Below are 22,143 nucleotides of genomic sequence, written 5' to 3'. Positions count from 1 at the left end.
ATTCGATTTTTTCAAACGACTTTTCAACAATATATTAATATATTGTCTGTTAGCGCTTATCCACCGGAACATAATCACGACGTTCCGCACCGGTATACAGTTGACGTGGGCGGCCGATTTTCAGTGTCGGATCGCTAATCATTTCATGCCAATGTGAAATCCAGCCTACACTGCGGGACAACGCAAAGATAACGGTAAACATTTCGGTCGGAATACCTAACGCGGACAAGACGATGCCGGAGTAGAAATCGACGTTTGGATACAGTTTGCGTTCGACAAAGAATGGGTCTTTCAGTGCAATTTGTTCCAATTCCATCGCCAGCTTGAATTTCGGACTATCTTCCAAACCCAACTCTTTCAAGACTTCATAGCAGGTTTCGCGCATGATGCTGGCGCGCGGGTCCATATTGCGGTATACGCGGTGACCGAAGCCCATCAGGCGGTATTTGCGTTGTTTCACACCTTCCATGTATTCGGCAACATTCGAAACATCGCCGATTTCATCCAGCATTTTCAACACGGCTTCGTTTGCACCGCCGTGTGAAGCACCCCACAGGCAAGCGATACCGGCTGCGATACAGGCAAACGGGTTCGCACCGGAAGAACCGGCCAAACGTACGGTTGAAGTTGACGCATTTTGCTCGTGATCGGCATGCAAAATAAAGATGCGGTCGAGTGCGCGGGCCAATACTGGATTAGGTTTGTATTCTTCACACGGTGTGGCAAACATCATGTGCAAGAAGTTTTCAGCATAGGAAAGGTTATTTTTGGGATAATTGAACGGCAGACCGTTGGAATAACGGTAACACATTGCCGCAATGGTCGGAATTTTGGAGATTAAGCGGTAAATCGCGATTTTGCGGTGTTCAGGATTGGTAATATCCAAGCTGTCTTGATAGAACGCAGACAACGCGCCAACCACACCCACCATCATCGCCATCGGATGCGCATCACGGCGGAAACCGCGGAAGAACCAAGTCAACTGTTCATGTACCATAGTATGGTGGCTGACTGTGGCATCAAATTCTTTTTTCTGTTCGGGCGTAGGCAGCTCGCCGTAGATCAACAGGTAGCAAACTTCCAAGTAATCGGATTTTTCGGCCAGCTGCTCGATAGGATAACCACGGTAATACAACAGACCTTTATCGCCGTCAATATAAGTGATTTTGGATTCGCAACTTGCAGTGGATACGAATCCTGGGTCGAATGAAAACAGACCTGTATTTTTTGTCAACGCACGGATGTCAACCACATCATGGCCGATACTTGCTTCCAATACTGGCAGCTCCAAAGCCTCTTGATTTGGGGTGGTGAGCTTGACTGATTTAGACATTCTTAAACTCCTTTGTAGGTTGGGGCTTTCGTTGCCGTCTAAGCGGCACGGTCTTTTTTCAGACGGCCTCCGTATGGAAAGAGCTTGTTCGGATCGGTATCGCAAACAAGCTCTATAACACATCATGCCTGTCTGATTTTTTCAAGCATGGGAATCAGGTGCTTCTTGTCCGTCGCCGAATGTCCGTTAATCAAGGCAAGCAATTCTTGGTCTTGAAATTCGAGGATTTCGGAAAATTCGGACAATTCCTGATCACTCAGGTGCTCGAATTCTTTTTCCATGAACCTACCGAAGATTAAATCTAATTCCAATAATCCCCGGCGGGTTTGAAAACGGATTTTCCGTTTGGCAATATCGTCAAAAACCATCATTTCTTAAACGGCTCGTTTCAACATAATCTCTTTAATCTTACCGATGGCTCGGGTCGGATTCAAGTGTTTAGGACATACGTCTACGCAGTTCATAATGGTGTGGCAGCGGAACAAACGGTATGGGTCGTTCAAATTATCCAAACGCTCATTAGTAATGGTATCGCGGCTGTCCGCAATGAAGCGGTAAGCATTCAGCAAACCGGACGGACCGACGAATTTATCAGGATTCCACCAGAATGACGGGCAGGCAGTCGAGCAGCAGGCACACAAAATACATTCGTACAAACCGTCCAACTCTTTACGCTCTTCCTGAGTTTGCAAACGCTCTTTGTCCGCATCAATCGGATTGTCGTTGACAACATAAGGTTTGATGGAATGATATTGTTTGAAGAATTGGGTCATGTCCACAATCAGGTCGCGGATAACAGGCAGGCCCGGCAGAGGACGGATTTTGACCGGCTGTTTCAGGCTGCGCAAATCAGTCAGACATGCCAAGCCGTTTTTGCCGTTGATGTTCATACCGTCAGAACCGCAAATACCTTCGCGGCAAGAACGGCGGAAAGACAATGTATCGTCTTGTGCTTTCAGGCGCACCAAAGCGTCCAAAAGTTTAACGTCGGTTGGTTCCAATTCCAACTCGTAACGTTGCATATAAGGCTTGGCATCAACGTCCGGGTTGTAACGGTAAATTTCAAAACTCATTTTTTCCATGAGAAGTGTTCCTTTTCTCATAAACTGCCCAATGATTTTGTATTATGGATTCAGGCAGTTCAATGTGGGTATGGTTAGGTTTCAGACAGCCTCCAAGATAAAGACCGTCTGAAAACTCATCAATAAACGCGTTTGGCCGGTTTGATGTATTCCACGCTCAAAGGCTTGGTATGTACCGGTTTGTAAGACAAAGTATTGGTATCTGAATGATACAGGGTATGTTTCATCCAGTTTTCGTCATCACGCTCAGGATGGTCGTCTGAAGCGTGCGCGCCGCGCGATTCTTTACGTGCTTCGGCGGACACCAAAGTCGCTTTCGCTACTTCAATCAGATTATCCAATTCCAAGGCTTCGATACGCGCGGTATTCCACACTTTGCTCTTATCTTTGATTTCAGTACGTTTCACACGCTCGGCAATCGCCATGATTTCTCGAACGCCTTTGCTCAGAATCTCATCGGTACGGAACACGCCGGCGTGCAGCTGAACAGAACGTTGCAGCTCGCGACGCAAGGCATCAACGTTTTCACCGCCGGTTTGGTTGTCCAAACGCTCGATACGTTGACGGGTCAATTCGCCGGCATTAGCAGGCAGAGGTTTCCAACCGCTTTGCTCTTTGATGAATTTAATCATGCTGTCGCCGGCAGCTTTACCGAATACCACCAAGTCCAACAAGGAGTTGGTACCCAAGCGGTTCGCACCGTGTACGGAAGCACAGGCGCACTCACCTGCAGCATACAGGCCTTTTACAGGCACTTCGTATTCGTCGCCTTGAGGAACGACAACTTCGCCATGATAATTGGTTGGAATACCGCCCATCATGTAGTGGGTAGTCGGCACGACAGGAATCGGGTCTTTAATCGGGTCGATACCGGCAAACTGAATGGAAATCTCGCGGATGCCCGGCAGTTTTTCCATAATTTTTTCTGCACCGATATGGTCGATTTTCAGCAATACATGGTCTTTGTTTTTGCCGCAACCGCGACCTTCGTAGATTTCCATTGCCATTGCACGGGAAACCACGTCACGGGAAGCCAAGTCTTTTACGGTTGGGGCATAACGTTCCATAAAGCGTTCGCCGTTGGCGTTCAACAAAATACCACCTTCACCGCGCACACCTTCGGTAATCAACACGCCTGCACCGGCCACACCGGTCGGATGGAATTGCCAGAATTCCATGTCTTCCAACGGAATACCTGCACGGGCACAAATACCCAAACCATCACCGGTATTCATATAGGCATTGGTAGAAGACGCATAAATACGGCCGCCACCGCCAGTAGCAAACATTACGGCTTTAGCGTGGAAAATATAAACTTCGCCGGTTTCCATTTCCATGGCGGTTACACCGACGACGTCGCCGTTTTCATCACGAATCAAATCTTGCGCCGTCCATTCTACAAAGAATTGTGTATTGGCACGGACGTTTTGTTGGTACAACGTATGCAACATCGCATGACCGGTACGGTCGGCAACCGCGCAAGCACGTTCTACCGCGCGTTTACCGTGTTCGGCAGTATGGCCGCCGAAAGGACGTTGGTAAATTTTACCGCTTTCTACGCGGTCAAAAGGCATACCCATGTGTTCCAATTCAATCACTGCCTCAGGCGCGGCGCGACACATAAACTCAATCGCATCTTGGTCGCCCAGCCAGTCGGAACCTTTCACGGTATCGTACATGTGCCAATCCCAACGGTCTTCCTGCACATTACCCAATGAAGCAGAAATACCGCCCTGAGCCGCTACAGTATGAGAACGAGTCGGGAACACTTTAGACAAAACAGCACAATTCAAACCAGATTTAGACAATTGGAGGGCTGCGCGTAAACCTGCACCACCACCGCCAACAATCACGGCATCAAACTTACGAACAGGAAAACTCATATTTACCCCCAAATTACTTTAACTGAATACACCAAGCAGCCTACCAACCAAACGATGGTGGCAACTTGTAAAAACAAACGCACGCCGAAAGGCTTAATGTAGTCCATCCACAAATCACGGATACCTACCCACGCATGCAAAAATACGGCCAAAAAGCTCACTTGGGTAAACACTTTCACCCAAGTTTGATCAAAAAATGCCTGCCATGCCGAATATTCTTTAGGCAACGTGAACAAAACAACCAAAAGAACTACGGTATACACCAACATGATGACCGCAGTTGCACGCTGCATTGCCCAATCGCGCAAACCGTAATGCGCACCTGTCAATTTACGATCTACCATAATAAAGCTCCCAAAACGACAGTCAAAACCAATGCAGAAGCAAATACGGCTTTAGCGGTATTGCGCGCGGTATTCAGCTCCAAGCCTTTATGCGCATCCAAAAACAGAAAGCGGATGCCGGCAAAGAGATGATGTAGATACGCCCACAGCAGACCGATGAGGATCAACTTCACAAACGGATTAGAAATAACGGAACGATATGCTTCAAACGACGATTCGCGATCCAATGTTCCTGAGAAGAGGTATAAAAGAACAGGCAGCATCAAAAACAAGCCGACGCCGCTGATACGGTGAAGAATAGATACAATCCCCGGTATGGGCAATCGGATATTGGGAATTTCCAAAAATACCGGGCGTGATTTGGCGGACATGGTCAGTTCCTCTATGATTTATTATCAGCTCAAAACCTATAGCTCAAGACTACAATAAGCTACATAAACCATAATTTACCTGTTTTATCTCATTTTGAACAGTGTAATTTATGAGTACTCCAATGGTTTTTACCAAAATACCAATAAAATCAAATAATCATTTCTAAATTTTTTTTTGTATGATTGGTCTTTTTGTGACTTTCCTGCAATTAAGCCACCCTGCCCGCCGTAACACTGACGATAACATCATCATGACTTGAGAATCATATCAACTGCAAGATAAATTCTCATTCTTAAACGCCATTTTTACAAAGGCATATGCCTTTCTTAACTTATTACTATTGCAGCATTGGTATCACTATTACATAGTTATACATTCATAAGCATTTTATCCGCCCCCAAATAGACTAAAATACAACGCAACACCAACCATGTTTCCATACCTTAAAAAGGAAGCTCAATCATGGCACACTCCCCTCATCAAAACACACCCGATCCGGAAAACTACATCCCCTCCTTCCGCCGTCGAAACTTAGACACATCCGGCTTCATGAAAAAACTTGGACGTTTTGCCGGCCGCTTGGGCAAACCTGTCGTCCGCCAGCTTTATGCGCTTTATTATCTCTGGGAATCCGAACATACACCCAAACACGCCAAAATGATTATTGTCGGCGCACTGGTTTACTTCCTCAGCCCTATCGACAGCATTCCCGATCTTCTGATTCCCTTTGGCTTCAGTGATGACATTGCCGTCATTGCGTTGGTTTATTCCCAAATGAAAAACTACCTGACCGAAGACATCAAAGAAAAAGCCCGTCAAGCGGCTGACAAGCTGTTTGGCTCTTGATTAGATAGAGTTCAACAATACCGATATAAAATGCAAAAAGAAGGCCGTCTGAATATTCAGACGGCCTTCTCGGTTTATGACTTTTTTATTTCAAAGGCTGCATACCCATAACTTCCATCAAGAAGTTGGTAAATGCAGGATTGCTTGGCTTAGTATCCATGTTTTTCCAGCGTTGTTGCCAACCGCGCAAAGCACCTTGGATGTACTGTTTGGATTGCTCGGTAGTAATCTCACCACGTTGGCTGTCAACGGCAGAACGCAGATAAACTTCGTACATACTGTCATCGACGGAGTTGCGTCCCACTTGTTGGATACGGAAGCGGTTCAAATATTGGGCGGCCTGAACTTTGGTCAGGTTACCTTGGCTCACTTGGGTGCTCAAGCGGCGTGCTTCATCATGAATCTTGGAAACATCTGCCCAATGCGAAGGAGCCAAATGATAACCGCTGGCTGAAACTTGTGAATCAGCCTTAGGCTTTTTGACATTGGTTGGTCGAACTGGCACTTCTTTCAAAGTCGGAACATAAATCGATTCACAACCGGCAAGTGCCGCTACGGCAAGGATAGGAAGAATGTATTTTTTCATAATGCGCATTATAAGCATGATTCGTTGAAGAAACCAACTTTTGAATAACGGTATTCAAAACAGATTAACTGAATTACAACAGATTTCATACGATATCTCAAGCCCATACGCAAAAAAGGCCGTCTGAAAACGGCCTTTTAACAACAATCCTATATTATGCCAAATCGGCAAACAGAGGTGTAGAAAGATAGCGTTCGCCATATGATGGCAACAAGACAACGATCAGCTTGCCTTCGTTTTCAGGTTTTTTGGCCAGTTGCAATGCGCTCCATACTGCCGCACCTGAAGAAATACCCACCAAAATGCCTTCTTTTTCGGCCATAGCGCGCGCAGTTTCAAACGCTGCCTCGTTAGGTACTTTGGAAATGCTGTCATAAACAGTCGTATTCAAAACGCTGGGGATAAAGCCTGCACCCAAACCTTGAATCGGATGAGGGCCTTTTTCGCCGCCACTCAATACTGGGGAAGCTTCAGGCTCGACGGCCACGATTTGAACTTCGGGTTTGTATTTTTTCAACACTTCGCCCACGCCGGTAATCGTACCGCCCGTACCCACACCGGCCACGAAAATATCCACTTTACCGTCTGTATCGCGCCAAATTTCTTCGGCAGTGGTTTTACGGTGAACTTCAGGATTGGCCTCGTTATCAAATTGGCGCGGCATGAAATAAGTGCCCGGATGTTCGTCCACTAAAGATTGGGCTTTGGCGATAGCGCCTGCCATGCCTTCGGCAGCTGGGGTCAAAATCAATTCTGCACCGAACGCACGCAGCAGCATTTTGCGTTCTTTACTCATGCTTCCAGGCATGGTGATGGCCAATTTATACCCCCGGGCCGCGCACACCATGGCCAAACCGATACCGGTATTACCGCTGGTTGCCTCGACGATAACGGTATCTTTATTGATTTTACCGGCTTTCTCGGCCGCTTCAATCATAGATTCAGCAATACGGTCTTTCACACTGCTGCCCGGATTAAAGAATTCAAGTTTAACGGCAATTTGCGCTTTTAAACCTTCGGTCAGGCGGTTCAGTTTCACCAGAGGTGTGTTGCCGATCAGCTCGGTAATATTATTTGCAATTTTCATTTCCTGCTCCTGATTTAGATGTAATACAGCCTGCATATTAAACTCAGGCCGTCTGAAAAACCAATATCGAAAATTTCTTTCTTTATAACTTTTGGTTCAAGCGCGGTCAATATCCACTGCGCTCAAAAATCAATGCAACGGCAACCACAGCCTGCATCACGACGGCAACCATCCAGCCTGCCCACATCTGCCGCATACTGAAAAGAGAGGCAGGCTGCTTGCAAACAACCACGCGGTGCAGATAAAACACCAGCATCAGGACGCCCTGCAATGCAAACCAATAAATGGGTTTCAAAGCATAAATTTTCAGCAAGGCCGCCCATGCAAAAACCGAGCCTGCCAGCGGCAAGATGAAATAAACCGCGCAAGCCAGGAAAACAAAGGCCAAAGTCATGACGACGTTGGAAACGGCAAATAAGGTCAAACCGGCATATTCGCCTGCCGACCAAAACTTTCTGTCTTCCGTTTTACTGCAATCGTCAATAAAGAAAAAAACACTGGCGGCGGTCAGGTAAAAATGAGGGATGAACAAAGGGCCTGTATGCGTAAAGCCCCACATTCCGGGCAACAGGCGCGCTCCCAGTGCCGAAATCCCCAGCCACAACAACACCGCAGCCCAAAACCATTGAAACCGCTGCGCACGAAAAATAAACGCCAACGATACCGCAGCATACGCAATGGCAAACCAAAAATCCAAAGAAACCATCATGAATACTGCAACTCGCCTTCGAAAACGGTTTCAGCAGGGCCGGTCATTTGCACATCGCCACCTTCTTCCCAACTGATAAACAATTCGCCGCCAGGCAGAGTAACACGCACAGGCGCACCCGCTTTCAGCAGGCCATTGCGCACGCCGGCCACCACGGCCGCACACGCTCCAGTGCCGCAAGCCTGAGTTTCCCCCACCCCGCGCTCAAACACACGCAACCGGACGGACAACTCATCTTCAATCTGCATAAAACCGACATTGACCCGTTCAGGAAACTGCTCGTGCGATTCAATGGCACTGCCCCAATGATCCACCGGTGCGGTTTCAACATTATCAACCAAAATTACCGCATGCGGATTACCCATATTCACACAGCTTACCGGTACAGACTCCAAACCGACCAAGACAATATGTGTCAGCGCATCTTCCGTTTCACCATGTGCAGGCACAAACGGAATTTCAGACGGCATGAAACGCGGTTTACCCATGTTGACGGTAACCAAACCGTTATCCAACAGCTTCGGCACAATAATCCCTTTGGCCGTTTCGACCAAAATTTCCGTTTTATCCGTCAAACCCTTATCCGCGACAAAACGCGCAAAACAACGTGCACCATTGCCGCACTGCTCTACCTCCCGACCATCCGCATTGAAAATACGATACCGAAAATCGACCGCATCAGAAGAAGGCTTCTCCACCACCAAAAACTGATCAAAACCCACGCCGCGATAGCGGTCTGCCCATTGGGCAAGCGGCGCAGCCAACGGATCAAAATCCTGCTCGATGGCATTGACCACCATAAAATCATTGCCCAAGCCGTGCATCTTCGTAAATTTTAAAGTTTTCATTATTCATTCACATTCTTATTAAATCATTATTCCGGCACATTCTACACCAGAATGATATATCCGTTTCTATCTTGTTTTTCAGACGGCCTTGCGCCCTTTTACCAATACTAACACCAGCCACCCCGCAAAAATACTATACTTCCAACATTACAAACATTTCTTATTACAAGGATACACATTATGAAAAAAGTTCTCTTACCTGCCCTTTTGGCCGCTTCACTCAGCGCATGTACAGTCGGCACGCCAGGTGTTTCCGTCGGCTTAGGCGTCGGCACCGGCATCGGCCGCCATGTCGGTCTGGGTACATCCATCAACATCCCTGTCGGCTTGGACAAAACCAAAACCACCAAAGGCACAGATTCAGACGGCATCCGTATCTCAGAAGAACAAATCGTGACCTATTTTGATGCACACGGCACACCCAGCAACAGCGCAGTCAAAGGCGGCTTCCATCGCCAACTGATCAGCAAACGCAACAACGAATATGTCGTCCAAGACTTTTACAGCGACAACAGCCAAAAACGCACGGACCCCTATGTCCTCAGCCGCAACCAGCTGATGCAGTTCCGCGCCACGCCAAGCAACGGCTCGCTGACCACTTACGCCTACAACGGCACCGTGATGCAGCAGCAAGTGTTCCAAAACGGCAAATTGGTTAACGCCAAATACTAAAGGCCGTCTGAAACGGCTGAAAAGTATGTGAAACTTGATTACAAAATATTTTTAACATTCAAATATTTGAAATATTCTGCACCATTTTCTTGAAAATATGGATTGACACATTTTTTCCAGCCATTATAATACGCCCCATTCCCCGATAGCTCAGTCGGTAGAGCGACGGACTGTTAATCCGCAGGTCCCTGGTTCGAGCCCAGGTCGGGGAGCCAAATTTTAAAAGCCTGAACTTCTGTTCAGGCTTTTTTACATCAATAAAGAACGATTGTTCTTCCCCAAAGAAAGCCCTGAATCCTCATAATAAAAAAGGCCGTCTGAAACCCAAATCTGGCTTCAGACGGCCTTTTATTGATTTTAAATCAACGGAAGAAATCTCCCATGCCTGCTGGCAGGCCTTGGGTGAATGCGCCCATGGTTTTGTTGGTAGTTTCTTCGGCTTTTTCAGAAGCGGCATTGATGGCGGCCAATACCAAATCTTCCAGCATTTCTTTGTCGTCAGCGGCTTCTTGAATCAAATCAGGGCTGATTTCAAGTTTGCGGACAACGTGGGAACAGGTCATCACGACTTTCACCAAGCCGTTGCCTGCTTCGCCTTCTACTTCGGTTTCAGCCAGCTTGGCTTGTGCCTTTTTCATGTTTTCCTGCATTTGTTGAGCCTGTTTCATCAGGCCGCCTAATCCGGCTTTTCCGAACATATTTTACTCCTATGGGTTTGAATAAATGGGTTTCACTCATGCCGTCTGAAAACGCTATTGCCTTTCAGACGGCCTTGTATATCAGTATTTTAAGAATGTCCTGCCAGCTCTAAAGAATCCGGCAGCCATTGCGCTTCAAAGGTTTGTAAGATTTTCTGCGCCGTTGTATCCGCTTCCAGCAAATCTTGCGCCTGCTGCCGCCCTTCTTCTTGAATACGTTTGCGGCGCATCACCGGCGTTTCCCAGCCTTTATCATCCTGCCAAGGCTCGGTTTGCAGCCTTAAATTGCCAAGATGGTATGCCTCGCTCAACGTCTGGCAGATTTTATCCAGGCGCTCTTTATTGGCAGTGGCTTTGGCTTCATCCGTCAACGACAGCATGATTAAACCTGCTTCCGCATCATAACTCGTCCATGCCGCATTTTGTGCCAACATCTGCGCCGCGCCTAATTTACGGGCGAAACGTTCGATAATGCTGTGCCAATTCTCTGTTTTAAACTCAGGCAAAGGAGCGAACTGAAGCTCTTCTTCGTCCCCCTCCTCGTCTTCAGACTCAACAGACTCAACCGGCTGCGGTACTTCCATCACATCAGCACGGTGTGAATCTTCATATGTATATGCTTCATCAAAATACGGAGGCGGAATTTCCTCATCCATGTGCGGATATGCTTCCGGCTCAGGGGCCGTCTGAACTTTTTCAACAGGCAATGGTTCCGCTGCTTCTTGTATCTGTACCGTTTGAGTTTGAGGCGGCTCAGCCGATACTTGGTTCGGCATGTCTTCCCAAGGCGGTACATCCGCCTGTTGTTGCTGAACAGGCTGAACGGTTTCTTCAGACGGCCTTTCAACGGTATCCTGTTTGCTCGGAACAGCCTCTTTCTCAACCGCCGGTGCTGCTACCAGCTCAGATTTCGGCAGCTGAAAAGGCTTTTTTTCGGCCTCAGCTTTCTGATGGTCGGAATGCAAATCCGTGTGTTCAATCTGACTTTGCGTATCGCAACCCGAAGCGGCCAACGGCGCAAATGCAAGCATGCGCAAAAGCGTCATGACAAAACCGGCATACTCGTCCGGAGCCAGCGGCAAATCCTGTTTGCCATGAATAGCACATTGATAATAAAGCTGAATCTGCTCGCCACTCAAAGCCTGACTTAATCGCAGCAAAGTTTCACGTTCAGGGTCGTCATTTGCCAAGGTGGAAGGAATAGTTTGAATCAAAGCCAAACGTTGCAACAGCATGGCCAATTCTGCCAATGCGCTGTCAAAACCAATCGCTCTGGCGGACATTTCCTGAGCTTTTTCCAGCAAAACCTCACCGTTTTGATTGATGATTCCTTCAAGCAATTCAAACAAGTATTGTTTATCGACCGCTCCGATCATTTGGCGGACATCTTGTTCGGCCACTTTACCCGAACCCATGGCAATCGCCTGATCCAAAAGGCTCAACGCATCGCGCATCGAGCCGGCAGCGGCACGGCCTAAAAGCTGCAAAGCCTGAGGCTGATAAGGAACGTTTTCACGATCCAGGACATGTGCCAAATGCTCGGCAACCTGCTGGGTTGTCATGTTGCGCAACACAAACTGCAGACAGCGGCTCAATACGGTAATGGGGACTTTGTGCGGATCGGTGGTCGCCAAAATAAATTTAACGTGTTCAGGCGGTTCTTCCAAAGTCTTCAGCATGGCATTGAACGCGCTTTTGGAAAGCATATGCACTTCGTCGATGATATAGACTTTGTATTTACCCGCAGTCGGCGCGTATTGCGCGTTTTCCAACACTTCGCGGATATTGTCGATACCGGTATTCGATGCCGCGTCGATTTCCAATAAATCCACATAACGGCCGCTGTCGATTTGCGTACAGCTTTCACACTGACCGCACGGCTCGCCATGCACGGCATTTTCGCAGTTCAAGCTCTTGGCCAAAATCCTGGCAATCGTGGTCTTACCCACACCGCGCGTTCCTGTCAGCAGATACGCATGGTGCAGACGGCCTTCGTCCAGCGCGTTGCGCAGAGCTTTGACGACGTGTTCCTGGCCGACCAAATCGGCAAAGGTTTTCGGACGCCATTTTCGTGCAAGAACTTGATAAGCCATGTTGTTTCTCTACGGGAAATAAATCGGAAGGCCGTCTGAAAAGAATTCTCCGCTTTTCAGACAGCCTCAGAAAATGGCATATATTCTAGCATTTTTTTGATTTTTATTAAGGATTTTCTATCAAGCCAACGGCGACAGCATATTACTGCAATGTTAGAATGCTACACAAATGATAAACAATTTGAAGCTCAAATTATTATGTCTGAAATCATACTACGCAACCAATCAGCCACCATGCAAGTCAACACAATGGGCGGATATATTGATTCCCTGATTCTAAAAGGACGGGAAGTCTTATTTCCGAAAACCAGCGTTCAAGTCGGCGATGACACAAAATTACGCGGCGGCATGCACGTATGCCTACCCCAATTCGGACCTGACAGCAAAAATCATCTGGCCCAACATGGTTTCGGCAGAACCTCAGACTGGAAAATCCGCCATCAAAATGAATCAGATATCGGCTTGAAATTAATCAGCACAGAAAAAGGCTATGAACACGTCGAATGGTTGCTCGATTACAGCCTGCCTAACGAAAATGAAGCCATCGCCATCCTGACCGTCTGCAATTACGGCGAATCGCCCGTCCGCACTTCTCCAGGATTCCACCCCTACTTTACCGCCGCAGGTACACAATTTGATTTCAACGGCGCGCCATACGATGCCGACTATATCTCCCATACCGAATTTGTTTCCTCCAACCAAGATGCACACGTTGCATTTGACGGCTTGAAACTGGATATCCGCACCTACAATCTGCCTGTGTACGCACTCTGGAGCGATCGAAACGGCCAATATACTTGTGCAGAGCCAACCGCAGAAGGCAATGCATTTTTATCCCCTGCCCGAGGCGGACAATTTGTTTCAGGGCACAGTAAAAAACGTTACGCCATGAAAATCAGACTGATGGCTTAACTCCCTTACAAATCCTCAATATCTAAAAACCACCCCGAAGGGTGGTTTTCTTATGGCTTACAGGCCATTGTTATTGATTGCATTCGCAATATCGCGTACCGCTGTTACATACATACGGCTGTGGTTGTATTGCCATACGGTGTAGAAGTTATTCAGGCCCAAATAGTATTCAAATACACCCGGACTGGTTTCCAAAGCATACAATACAGCTTTTTCATTATCGGCAACAGCAGCCTGAGGCACGACACCCAAGGCTTTGAAATCTGCGACAGTGCGTGTCAAAGCAGTTTTCTCATCGATAATCGCCTGCAAGTGCGGCGTAATCGTCAGACTGACCGGCACAACCATCTTACCGCCAGTCTGCCAGCCATGCTGTTTCATATAATTGGCGACAGAAGCCGCCACATCGCCGACATTATTCCAAATATCGCGATGCCCGTCACCATCATAGTCCACCGCCCATTTACGGTAGCTGGAAGGCATAAATTGCGGCATACCCATCGCGCCGGCATAGCTGCCTTTGAAGTCAAAGATATTTTCTTTTTCTTCTTTTGCCATCAGCAAAAGTTCGCTCAATTCGTTTTGGAAAAATTCGGCACGGCGGGGATAATCAAAGGCCAATGTACTCAAAGCATCGGCAACGCGGAAGCTGCCCGTATTTTTGCCGTAATTGGTTTCGATACCGAGAATCGCCACAATCAATTCGGCAGGTACGCCGTATTTGCGTGCCACATCATCGATTACAGCACGGTTTGCCGCATAGAATTGTCTGCCACCGTTAAATTTGGCTGCACCGGAGTTACCGGTGCGGAATTCATACCAAGGACGCGAAGTGCTTGGACGGTACATAATGGTAATAATGTTGCCTTTATACACCACGCCATTAAAGAAATTGCGCAACTCTTCCGCACTGAAACGGCGGTTTTTCACTTCATATTGGATAAACTGCTGAACATTGACGTTTTCATTAAAACCGCTGCTGGCAACAGATTCAGCCGCTGCATCAAATACAGGGCGTTTTGCAGAGAAAACAGGTTCGACAGGTTTTGCCGTATCAACAGCAGGCTTTTGCGGAGTGCCGCATGAAGCTAAAGCCAAAGCAGTCAGACCTATCCCAAAGATTTTGATTTTATTCATAAATAATCTCTTTACTAAATAATACGACAAACCCGAACACGAATGAACATTCGGCCAATACATCATCTCTTCCGCTATATTTCTAGACAGACTTAAAAAATATAGACAAATCGATATTTACTTACTTCGGCTCAAGCAGATAAACAAGGCCGTCTGAAATTCAAGGAAACCCTTGATTTTCAGACGGCCTTGAATGAATCAATTACTCAGCAGCTGCAACAACAGCAACGGTAATTTTAGCAACAGCGTCAGTGTGCAGAGCCACTTCAACTTCGTATTCGCCAACAGCTTTCAAAGGACCGTTAGGCAGACGTACGTTTGCTTTAGCAGCTTGGATACCGGCAGCAACAATCGCTTCAGCGATGTCAGCATTGGTAACAGAACCGAACAGACGACCATCAACACCGGCTTTTTGAGCAACAGTAATGGTTTGGCCTTCCAGTTTTTCTTGACGTGCTTTAGCATCAGCCAAGATCTCAGCTTGTTTGGCTTCCAATTCAGCGCGGCGTGCTTCGAATTCTTTCATGTTGGCTTCGGTTGCACGTTTTGCTTTACCGGCAGGGATCAGGAAGTTGCGTGCGTAACCGTTTTTAACGGTAACGATATCACCCAAGTTACCCAGACCGCCGATTTTTTCTAACAGAATAATTTGCATGATTTAAACTCCAAAATTATTTGTGTTGATCGGTGTAAGGCAACAGAGCCAGGAAACGGGCACGTTTCACAGCAGTAGCCAACTGACGTTGGTAGTGTGCTTTAGTACCAGTAATGCGGGCAGGGATGATTTTGCCGTTTTCAGAGATGAAGTCTTTCAACAAATCAACTTGTTTGTAATCAACTTCTTGGATTTTTTCAGCCGTAAAGCGGCAGAATTTTCTACGTTTGAATGATTGACGAGCCATTGTCGTTTAACCTTTATATTCTTTAATGTTCTGTATGCGTAGTACCGGCTTGGGGAAGCGTTGGCTGCGTTGCGCCAAAAAACCTTCCGACTCGATGACGACATCTTGCCGATACTGCCATTCCTCAGCCTGCTTACCTAAAATCCGCGCGGGAATTTCAAATTTAACCAGACATTTCTGTCCGTTTTCTTCCTGCCAAGATTCATGTTGCAACACAACATCTAAAACAGGAATTCCTGCCGGCGTATATCTCAAAGGCTGAACCTGTAAGATACGGGCGGTAAGCTTAATCAGATTGTTCAATCTTATTCGGCTGCTGCAACTTCTTCAGCTGCACCGTTCAGCAAGTTTTTTGCTTTCTCGCCGCCCAGCATTGGGGAAGCTTCAGTTACAGCGTGTTTTGTTTTGATGGTCAGGTGACGCAGTACGGCATCATTGAAGCGGAAAGCAGTTTCCAGCTCTTCAACCACTTCAGGAGTAGTTTCGATATTCATCAAAACATAGTGTGCTTTGTGGATTTTGTTGATTGGGTAAGCCAATTGACGACGGCCCCAGTCTTCCAAACGGTGGATTTTACCGCTGGCTTCAGTAATCATGGTTTTGTAACGCTCAACCATAGCAGGCACTTGCTCGCTTTGATCAGGATGAACGATAAACACGATCTCGTAATGACGCATGTTATCTCCTTATGGATGATTAAAAACAGCCTTTCACCATGCGAAGTAAAAGGCAAGGCAAAGAGGCTGAATTTTATCCGCATTTCTTAAAAAATACAAGTCCGGATTCAAAATCCACTTTCTTTTCAATTAAAAAACAACATTAACAACATTAGGCCTTAGGGTTATTTCCTAGCAAACCACTCAACTATCTGCCAAAAATCTGCTAAAATCTGCCCCATCCTAATAAATACAGCATCAGAAGGCACACAATCATGGCTCTTTTGCAGATTTCCGAACCCGGCATGTCCGCTGCCCCCCATCAACACCGCCTCGCCGTAGGCATTGATTTAGGCACAACCAACAGCTTGGTGGCCACCGTACGCAGCGGCAGCGCAGTCTGCCTGCCCGATTCAGACGGCCGCACCACCCTGCCTTCGGTTGTCCGTTATTTGGATGGCGGAGTCGAAGTCGGCAAAAACGCCCTTTCCGCACAAAAAACCGATCCGCTAAATACCGTCAGCTCCGCCAAACGCCTGATCGGCCGCACCCTTACCGACCTCACACAAGACGCGCAATACCTGCCCTATCAATTTACACCCAATGAGCGCGTGGTCGAATTAAACACCCGTCAAGGTGCGAAAACGCCTATCGAAGTATCGGCAGAAATCCTCAAAGCCCTTAAATTGCGCGCCGAAGAAACATTGGGCGGCGATTTGGTTGGTGCCGTCATTACCGTACCCGCTTATTTTGACGATGCCCAACGTCAAGCCACCAAAGATGCCGCGCGCTTGGCAGGCTTGAATGTATTGCGCCTCCTCAACGAGCCGACCGCCGCCGCGATTGCCTACGGACTGGATAACGCCTCGGAAGGCACGTTTGTCGTTTACGACTTGGGCGGCGGTACGTTCGACGTATCCGTATTGCAACTGACCAAAGGATTGTTTGAAGTCAAAGCCACCGGTGGCAACAGCGCATTGGGCGGCGACGACTTCGACCATCGTTTGTTCTGCCACCTACTCGAACAAAACGACCTTTCCAAACTCAACGAACAAGACAGCCAACTTCTGCTTTCCCTTGTCCGTACCGCCAAAGAAAAACTGACTACCCAAACCGAAGCCGTCATCGAAACCACACTTTCAGACGGCCATAAAGTCCATACTGTCATTACCCGCCAAGAGTTTCACAATCTGACCCAAAATTTGGTACAAAAAACCATCGAACCCGTCAAACAGGCTTTGAAAGACGCAGGCGTGACCAAAGCCGACATTAAAGGCGTGATTATGGTCGGCGGCTCGACCCGCATGTTGCATGTTCAACAAGCGGTCGCCACCTTCTTTGGACAAACTCCGTTGAACAACCTCAACCCAGACGAAGTGGTTGCACTCGGTGCCGCCATACAGGCAAATGTCCTTGCCGGTAACAAAACCGACGGCGAATGGCTGCTGCTGGACGTTACACCTTTATCACTCGGCCTGGAGACCTACGGCGGCCTTGCCGAAAAAATCATCCCGCGCAACTCCACCATTCCTACCGCGCGCGCGCAGGACTTCACTACTTTCAAAGACGGTCAGACTGCCATGACGATACACGTCGTACAAGGCGAGCGCGAACTCGTTTCCGACTGCCGCAGCCTGGCCAAATTTACCCTGCGCGGCATTCCGCCGATGGCCGCAGGCGCAGCGCGTATCCGCGTGACCTTCCAAGTTGACGCCGACGGCTTGCTGTCCGTTTCCGCACAAGAACAAAGCACCGGCGTACAGGCGCAAATCGAAGTCAAACCTTCCTACGGCTTGGACGACGGCACCATTACCCAAATGCTCAAAGACAGTATGAACAACGCCGCCGAAGACATGGCCGCACGCGCACGCGCCGAAGCCGTAGTCGAAGCCGAAAGCCTGACCGACGCCGTCAATGCCGCCCTTGAGTTGGACAGCGATTTATTGGAAGCCGAAGAATTGCAACAGATTCAACAAGACATTGCCGCTTTGCAAGGCTATCTGAAAGACGGCAAAGCCGAAGACATCCGCACCGCCGTCGCCAAACTCAGCCACAGCACCGACAACTTCGCCGCCAAACGCATGAACCGTAACATCCAACGCGCGTTGACAGGGCAAAGCGTTGATAATATTTGACGGCAAATGGTTTCAGACGGCCTTGAATCAAAAGGCCGTCTGAAAAGATATCCTCTTACAGAAATATAAAAATAAAGGACAACAATGGAAAAAGCAGGCATTGTCTATCTGATGAAAACCGTCATCAAAGGTGTATATAAAATTGGTATTACTGACGAAAATAATTTTGAAATTAGAATGCGCCATTTGGAAAACAACGGCTACGCAAACGTTGCTGGGTTAGAGCGCATTCTAGCCATTAAAACCGACAACTATAAAGAAAAAGAAACCTTACTTCATGAAATTTTCGGCGAAAGCCGAATAGGAGAAACTGAGCTTTTTGCAATTGATGAAAATCTTGTGAAAAGGCTTTTTCTCTCATTAAGAGGCGAAATTGTATTTCCTAAAAATGAAATAGCAGAGTTGGGTTTTGAAAAAACTGTCGAAGAACATCATCAAGAAAAAATTTTTGAAATAGACAGAAGTGCATTTATCTCCTTTATCAAAGAAAAGCACCAACAAAATCCTTCTATATTAAGAAATCTCATCTCTTCGAAAAATACACATAAACCTAAAAATTCCAAAGTCCGTCTCTATAAAGACGAATACTTTGGGAAAAGTGGAACAAAGCTAACTACTGAAATTGAAGAAGGTCTTCATATTTATACTACCTACTCAAAAGAAAATTTAGAGAAAGCTTACGCAGAATATTCAAAATTATTTGAATCACAATGAGACTCTGGCACCAAACCCTTATCCCCCTACTCCCCCGTGCCCAGCTTTTGGGGCAACACCGAGAATGCGCTGCTTTACGCGGAGCGGGCTGGGGCAGACCGCATGCGACGGTTAATTACGTTTTTACCCATTCTCCCTACAAACTCTATCTGTATCACGCGTTGATTATGGAAGAGATGGAAAAGCGCGGTTACAAACCCGATGCTTTATGGAAAGACCCGCTATATCGCGGCAAAACCGTTGCCCCATACCATTCGCACGCGGCTGAAACAGCTACTTCGCCAATTTATGCCGAACATGATGATGCCTACTTGGACGAATGTCTGGAAAATTTAAAAAGTAAAGGCATCATGTTATAAACCCATTTTTCAGACGGCCTGAATATTGAATACCCAAGGCCGTCTGAAACCACTTTAACCACAACCACTCTTAAACAACCGAGACAATAAAAATGCCAAAAATTACCGTACTCCCACACGCGACATTATGCCCTGAAGGCGCGGTTATCGAAGACGCACCGGAAGGTCAAACCGTCCTTGACGTATTGCTCGACCACGATATCGAAGTCGATCACGCCTGTGAAAAATCCTGCGCCTGCACCACCTGCCACGTTATCATCCGCAAAGGTTTTGACAGCTTGGAAGAGCCGAGTGAACTGGAAGAAGACCTGCTTGACCAGGCATGGGGCTTGGAAGCCGATTCACGCTTAAGCTGTCAGGCAGTCGTTGCCGATGAAGATTTGGTCGTAGAAATTCCCAAATATACGATCAACCATGCACGTGAAGACCATTAAAACAAGATTGAATGAAAAGGCCGTCTGAAACCACAAATTTATGGTTTTCAGACGGCCTGTTGCTTATGCGGCAAACTATTTGATATGAGGAAAAATAAAACGCATACGCGAAATCTGCATGGAGGCCACCTTCTGCGTAGCGGAGTAATTTTCAATTTTCTCTTGCATTCTGATTTGATGCATATTGCCATTATAACGGGGAGCAGCGTTCTGAGACTTGTTGACTGTCGGCAGTTCAACCTCAGCCTTCAAAGCTTCCTCTGCCTCAATCGCCGAAAGTGCTGCCTCATCCCTTGCCAAACCGAAACGCTCGATAATGGCATTGGCTTCCTCTATATAACGCGATTTGTCCGCGCCATTTTCCAACACCGCATCTTCAAGCACGACCGACAAATGCTTGCCGCAATTTTCGATACGCTCGGCGATGCGCGAATAAACCATCCAACGTTTCAACCTCAATGCGCCTGCATCGTCATTGGGTGAAGCAGCATCCAGTTTAATCAAGCCATAGTGTTTGCCGTAATACAGACGGAACACCAGCTGTTTCAAACCTTCTGTTTCGTCCAGCATCCGATAAAATTCGCGAACCAACAACAGCAAACGGTCAAATGCACCTGCTTTGGACAGATACTCCGGATCATCGGAAGCGAGCGCGTAAATCAGTTTGGACAGCTTGGCGTTGAGTGCGTTATTCATCTTTTTTCCTTTTATTTTTAAGCGATGGATTGTCTTAAGAGCCATTCCAAAAAATTTGGTTGCATAGCGAAATGTAAATTTTGCATGGAAACCAAATCATTCAAAACGGAATAGAAAGTATAAAACGGCAGATTCAAAGGGAATATGCCGTGAATTTTAAGTGTCTTGCCGTATTTTAACGCAACTATGCTATTTTGTTAAAAAATAGCGTCATCATCTACCTGCCTATCTTCCGTAAAACAATCTGGCAGTCCGACTTCTTCTTGATTAAAATAATTGGCAATAGTCGAAACCCAATAAAGGAACACATCATGAAATGGACAGATACCCAACGCATCGCCGAAGAACTCTACGACTTACACGGCGACAGCATCGATCCGAAAACCGTGCGTTTTACCCAACTGCGTAATTTGATTATGGCTCTACCTGAATTTGACGATGATCCGGCGCGTTGCGGCGAACGCATTCTCGAAGCTGTACAACAAGCCTGGATAGATGAAGCGGAATAACCTTTTCCCTTTTCATCAAACAAGACCTCAGGCTGTTTTTCAGACGGCCTGAGGTCTTTATTAAATCTATTCATACAATTTCGGAAAATTTCGAAATTGACTCATACCAACCTCAAATTTATTATGCAGTCTGACAACAAATAAAAGATATGCAGAAGGTGCATAACCATGAATCATGCTCGAGAAATCGCTGCTTTAAACAACAGCCTTTCTGATTTGAAAGGCGACATCAATGTTTCGTTCGAATTTTTCCCGCCGAAAAACGAACAAATGGAAACCATGCTGTGGGATTCCATCCATCGCCTGCAAACCTTGCATCCGAAATTCGTTTCCGTAACCTACGGCGCAAACTCCGGCGAACGCGACCGCACACACAGTATCGTTAAACGCATCAAACAAGAAACCGGCCTTGACGCAGCCCCCCACCTGACCGGTATCGACGCCAGCCCTGACGAGTTGCGCCAAATCGCCAAAGATTATTGGGACAGCGGTATCCGCCGCATTGTCGCCCTGCGTGGCGACGAGCCGCCCGGCTATGAGAAAAAACCTTTCTATGCTGAAGATTTGGTCAAACTGTTGCGCTCCGTTGCCGACTTTGACATTTCCGTAGCGGCCTATCCAGAGGTACACCCGGAAGCAAAATCTGCACAAGCCGACTTGATCAATCTGAAACGCAAAATTGATGCGGGTGCAAACCACGTTATTACCCAATTCTTCTTCGACGTGGAAAGCTATCTGCGCTTTCGCGACCGTTGCGTGATGATGGGCATCGACGTTGAAATCGTTCCCGGCATCCTGCCCGTAACCAATTTCAAACAATTGACCAAAATGGCTCAAGTGACCAACGTCAAAATCCCAAGCTGGCTGTCTAAAATGTACGAAGGTTTGGATGACGACCAAGGCACGCGCAACCTTGTTGCCGCCAGCATCGCCATCGACATGGTCAAAGTCCTCTCGCGCGAAGGTGTCAAAGACTTCCACTTCTACACCCTCAACCGCAGCGAACTGACTTACGCCATCTGCCATATTTTGGGCGTGCGTCCGCGTTAATAAAACAGACGGCCTCCCCATTCTGATTTACAATATCGAACATTCAGGCCATACCGGCCTGATTCAAAATTCCAACTAGGAGAGTT

The 22,143-nt window shown here is 47.3% G+C and carries 27 protein-coding genes and 1 tRNA gene; 10 read left to right on the top strand and 18 right to left on the bottom strand.

What is annotated here, in order from left to right; translation table 11 throughout:
• Nucleotides 1–49: 49 nt before the first annotated feature.
• The 6 genes from gltA to sdhC all read right to left on the bottom strand — a co-directional run bounded on the left by gltA (nucleotide 50) and on the right by sdhC (nucleotide 5,013).
• Nucleotides 50–1,333 carry a citrate synthase gene (gene gltA, locus HMPREF2711_RS08775; RefSeq protein ID WP_003745599.1) on the bottom strand — a complete coding sequence of 428 codons (1,284 nt, stop codon included), beginning with the start codon at nucleotides 1,331–1,333 and terminating at the stop codon, nucleotides 50–52.
• A 122-nt stretch (nucleotides 1,334–1,455) separates the two neighbouring features.
• Nucleotides 1,456–1,704, bottom strand: coding sequence for an FAD assembly factor SdhE (locus HMPREF2711_RS08770; protein WP_003678830.1), 249 nt, complete (start codon nucleotides 1,702–1,704; stop codon nucleotides 1,456–1,458).
• A gap of 3 nt (nucleotides 1,705–1,707) precedes the next feature.
• Nucleotides 1,708–2,415 (bottom strand): succinate dehydrogenase iron-sulfur subunit, encoded by a 708-nt coding sequence (locus HMPREF2711_RS08765; RefSeq protein ID WP_003678833.1) that lies wholly within the window; start codon nucleotides 2,413–2,415, stop codon nucleotides 1,708–1,710.
• A 119-nt stretch (nucleotides 2,416–2,534) separates the two neighbouring features.
• Nucleotides 2,535–4,298: a succinate dehydrogenase flavoprotein subunit gene (sdhA, locus tag HMPREF2711_RS08760; protein WP_003745594.1), complete on the bottom strand. Its 1,764-nt coding sequence runs from the start codon at nucleotides 4,296–4,298 to the stop codon at nucleotides 2,535–2,537.
• A gap of 2 nt (nucleotides 4,299–4,300) precedes the next feature.
• Nucleotides 4,301–4,642, bottom strand: coding sequence for a succinate dehydrogenase, hydrophobic membrane anchor protein (gene sdhD, locus HMPREF2711_RS08755; protein WP_003745591.1), 342 nt, complete (start codon nucleotides 4,640–4,642; stop codon nucleotides 4,301–4,303).
• Nucleotides 4,636–5,013, bottom strand: a complete 378-nt coding sequence (gene sdhC / locus HMPREF2711_RS08750; RefSeq protein ID WP_003745590.1) for a succinate dehydrogenase, cytochrome b556 subunit — start codon at nucleotides 5,011–5,013, stop codon at nucleotides 4,636–4,638. Before sdhC ends, sdhD begins: the two co-directional genes overlap by 7 nt.
• 463 nt (nucleotides 5,014–5,476) lie before the next feature.
• Here sdhC and HMPREF2711_RS08745 point away from each other — a divergent pair, with 463 nt between their 5' ends.
• A complete protein-coding gene (locus HMPREF2711_RS08745) occupies nucleotides 5,477–5,860 on the top strand; it encodes a YkvA family protein (protein WP_003745588.1) in 384 nt (127 codons plus the stop codon).
• 85 nt (nucleotides 5,861–5,945) lie between these two features.
• Here the strand turns inward: HMPREF2711_RS08745 and HMPREF2711_RS08740 are convergent, their stop codons facing one another.
• The 4 genes from HMPREF2711_RS08740 to dapF all read right to left on the bottom strand — a co-directional run bounded on the left by HMPREF2711_RS08740 (nucleotide 5,946) and on the right by dapF (nucleotide 9,090).
• The gene (locus tag HMPREF2711_RS08740; RefSeq protein WP_003745587.1) at nucleotides 5,946–6,455 is read right to left on the bottom strand and encodes a membrane lipoprotein lipid attachment site-containing protein; all 510 of its coding nucleotides are present in this window, start codon (nucleotides 6,453–6,455) and stop codon (nucleotides 5,946–5,948) included.
• 145 nt (nucleotides 6,456–6,600) lie between these two features.
• A complete protein-coding gene (gene cysK / locus HMPREF2711_RS08735; RefSeq protein ID WP_141745667.1) occupies nucleotides 6,601–7,533 on the bottom strand; it encodes a cysteine synthase A in 933 nt (310 codons plus the stop codon).
• 106 nt (nucleotides 7,534–7,639) lie between these two features.
• Nucleotides 7,640–8,242, bottom strand: a complete 603-nt coding sequence (locus HMPREF2711_RS08730) for a hypothetical protein (protein WP_003745583.1) — start codon at nucleotides 8,240–8,242, stop codon at nucleotides 7,640–7,642.
• The gene (gene dapF / locus HMPREF2711_RS08725) at nucleotides 8,239–9,090 is read right to left on the bottom strand and encodes a diaminopimelate epimerase (RefSeq protein WP_003745582.1); all 852 of its coding nucleotides are present in this window, start codon (nucleotides 9,088–9,090) and stop codon (nucleotides 8,239–8,241) included. Before dapF ends, HMPREF2711_RS08730 begins: the two co-directional genes overlap by 4 nt.
• A gap of 180 nt (nucleotides 9,091–9,270) precedes the next feature.
• Between dapF and HMPREF2711_RS08720 the strand changes: the two genes are divergently transcribed.
• Nucleotides 9,271–9,762: a hypothetical protein gene (locus tag HMPREF2711_RS08720; protein WP_003745579.1), complete on the top strand. Its 492-nt coding sequence runs from the start codon at nucleotides 9,271–9,273 to the stop codon at nucleotides 9,760–9,762.
• Between the two features lie 139 nt (nucleotides 9,763–9,901).
• Nucleotides 9,902–9,977 (top strand) — tRNA-Asn (locus HMPREF2711_RS08715).
• Between the two features lie 147 nt (nucleotides 9,978–10,124).
• On the opposite strand, the gene HMPREF2711_RS08710 is transcribed toward HMPREF2711_RS08715, so the two are convergent.
• Both HMPREF2711_RS08710 and dnaX read right to left on the bottom strand, forming a co-directional pair.
• The gene (locus HMPREF2711_RS08710; protein WP_003678854.1) at nucleotides 10,125–10,460 is read right to left on the bottom strand and encodes a YbaB/EbfC family nucleoid-associated protein; all 336 of its coding nucleotides are present in this window, start codon (nucleotides 10,458–10,460) and stop codon (nucleotides 10,125–10,127) included.
• An 89-nt stretch (nucleotides 10,461–10,549) separates the two neighbouring features.
• Nucleotides 10,550–12,553 carry a DNA polymerase III subunit gamma/tau gene (dnaX, locus tag HMPREF2711_RS08705; RefSeq protein WP_070616001.1) on the bottom strand — a complete coding sequence of 668 codons (2,004 nt, stop codon included), beginning with the start codon at nucleotides 12,551–12,553 and terminating at the stop codon, nucleotides 10,550–10,552.
• A gap of 198 nt (nucleotides 12,554–12,751) precedes the next feature.
• Between dnaX and HMPREF2711_RS08700 the strand changes: the two genes are divergently transcribed.
• Nucleotides 12,752–13,465 (top strand): aldose epimerase family protein, encoded by a 714-nt coding sequence (locus tag HMPREF2711_RS08700; RefSeq protein WP_036493755.1) that lies wholly within the window; start codon nucleotides 12,752–12,754, stop codon nucleotides 13,463–13,465.
• A 57-nt stretch (nucleotides 13,466–13,522) separates the two neighbouring features.
• Here the strand turns inward: HMPREF2711_RS08700 and mltB are convergent, their stop codons facing one another.
• The 5 genes from mltB to rpsF all read right to left on the bottom strand — a co-directional run bounded on the left by mltB (nucleotide 13,523) and on the right by rpsF (nucleotide 16,181).
• Nucleotides 13,523–14,602, bottom strand: a complete 1,080-nt coding sequence (mltB, locus tag HMPREF2711_RS08695) for a lytic murein transglycosylase B (RefSeq protein ID WP_003745572.1) — start codon at nucleotides 14,600–14,602, stop codon at nucleotides 13,523–13,525.
• Nucleotides 14,603–14,804: 202 nt separating this feature from the next.
• Complete coding sequence (rplI, locus tag HMPREF2711_RS08690; RefSeq protein WP_003678862.1) at nucleotides 14,805–15,257, bottom strand: 50S ribosomal protein L9; 453 nt, start codon at nucleotides 15,255–15,257, stop codon at nucleotides 14,805–14,807.
• Nucleotides 15,258–15,273: 16 nt separating this feature from the next.
• Nucleotides 15,274–15,504 carry a 30S ribosomal protein S18 gene (rpsR, locus tag HMPREF2711_RS08685; RefSeq protein ID WP_003678863.1) on the bottom strand — a complete coding sequence of 77 codons (231 nt, stop codon included), beginning with the start codon at nucleotides 15,502–15,504 and terminating at the stop codon, nucleotides 15,274–15,276.
• Between the two features lie 6 nt (nucleotides 15,505–15,510).
• Nucleotides 15,511–15,813 (bottom strand): primosomal replication protein N, encoded by a 303-nt coding sequence (gene priB / locus HMPREF2711_RS08680; protein WP_172884830.1) that lies wholly within the window; start codon nucleotides 15,811–15,813, stop codon nucleotides 15,511–15,513.
• The gene (gene rpsF / locus HMPREF2711_RS08675; protein WP_003686150.1) at nucleotides 15,810–16,181 is read right to left on the bottom strand and encodes a 30S ribosomal protein S6; all 372 of its coding nucleotides are present in this window, start codon (nucleotides 16,179–16,181) and stop codon (nucleotides 15,810–15,812) included. The genes priB and rpsF overlap by 4 nt, the downstream gene beginning before the upstream one ends.
• A gap of 254 nt (nucleotides 16,182–16,435) precedes the next feature.
• On the opposite strand from rpsF, the gene hscA reads away from it, so the two are divergent.
• The 4 genes from hscA to fdx all read left to right on the top strand — a co-directional run bounded on the left by hscA (nucleotide 16,436) and on the right by fdx (nucleotide 19,802).
• Nucleotides 16,436–18,295: a Fe-S protein assembly chaperone HscA gene (hscA, locus tag HMPREF2711_RS08670; protein ID WP_003745567.1), complete on the top strand. Its 1,860-nt coding sequence runs from the start codon at nucleotides 16,436–16,438 to the stop codon at nucleotides 18,293–18,295.
• Nucleotides 18,296–18,379: 84 nt separating this feature from the next.
• A complete protein-coding gene (locus HMPREF2711_RS08665) occupies nucleotides 18,380–19,009 on the top strand; it encodes a GIY-YIG nuclease family protein (protein WP_003745564.1) in 630 nt (209 codons plus the stop codon).
• Entirely contained in the window at nucleotides 19,006–19,368 is a 363-nt protein-coding gene (locus tag HMPREF2711_RS08660) for a TIGR02328 family protein (protein WP_003745563.1), read from the top strand. Before HMPREF2711_RS08665 ends, HMPREF2711_RS08660 begins: the two co-directional genes overlap by 4 nt.
• Nucleotides 19,369–19,460: 92 nt before the next feature.
• On the top strand, nucleotides 19,461–19,802 hold the full coding sequence (gene fdx, locus HMPREF2711_RS08655) for an ISC system 2Fe-2S type ferredoxin (protein WP_003745561.1): 342 nt from the start codon (nucleotides 19,461–19,463) through the stop codon (nucleotides 19,800–19,802).
• A 75-nt stretch (nucleotides 19,803–19,877) separates the two neighbouring features.
• Here fdx and HMPREF2711_RS08650 read toward each other — a convergent pair whose 3' ends face one another.
• Nucleotides 19,878–20,498: a hypothetical protein gene (locus HMPREF2711_RS08650; RefSeq protein ID WP_070615999.1), complete on the bottom strand. Its 621-nt coding sequence runs from the start codon at nucleotides 20,496–20,498 to the stop codon at nucleotides 19,878–19,880.
• A gap of 311 nt (nucleotides 20,499–20,809) precedes the next feature.
• Between HMPREF2711_RS08650 and iscX the strand changes: the two genes are divergently transcribed.
• Both iscX and metF read left to right on the top strand, forming a co-directional pair.
• Nucleotides 20,810–21,007, top strand: a complete 198-nt coding sequence (iscX, locus tag HMPREF2711_RS08645) for a Fe-S cluster assembly protein IscX (RefSeq protein ID WP_070615997.1) — start codon at nucleotides 20,810–20,812, stop codon at nucleotides 21,005–21,007.
• Between the two features lie 168 nt (nucleotides 21,008–21,175).
• Nucleotides 21,176–22,057, top strand: coding sequence for a methylenetetrahydrofolate reductase (gene metF, locus HMPREF2711_RS08640; RefSeq protein WP_049323818.1), 882 nt, complete (start codon nucleotides 21,176–21,178; stop codon nucleotides 22,055–22,057).
• Nucleotides 22,058–22,143: the final 86 nt, after the last annotated feature.

It is taken from the genome of Neisseria sp. HMSC070A01 (genome assembly GCF_001810165.1).
In the GTDB taxonomy this organism is placed as follows: domain Bacteria; phylum Pseudomonadota; class Gammaproteobacteria; order Burkholderiales; family Neisseriaceae; genus Neisseria.
Note: the sequence above shows the minus strand (reverse complement) of the source record. Positions and strands in the feature narration are given on the sequence as shown.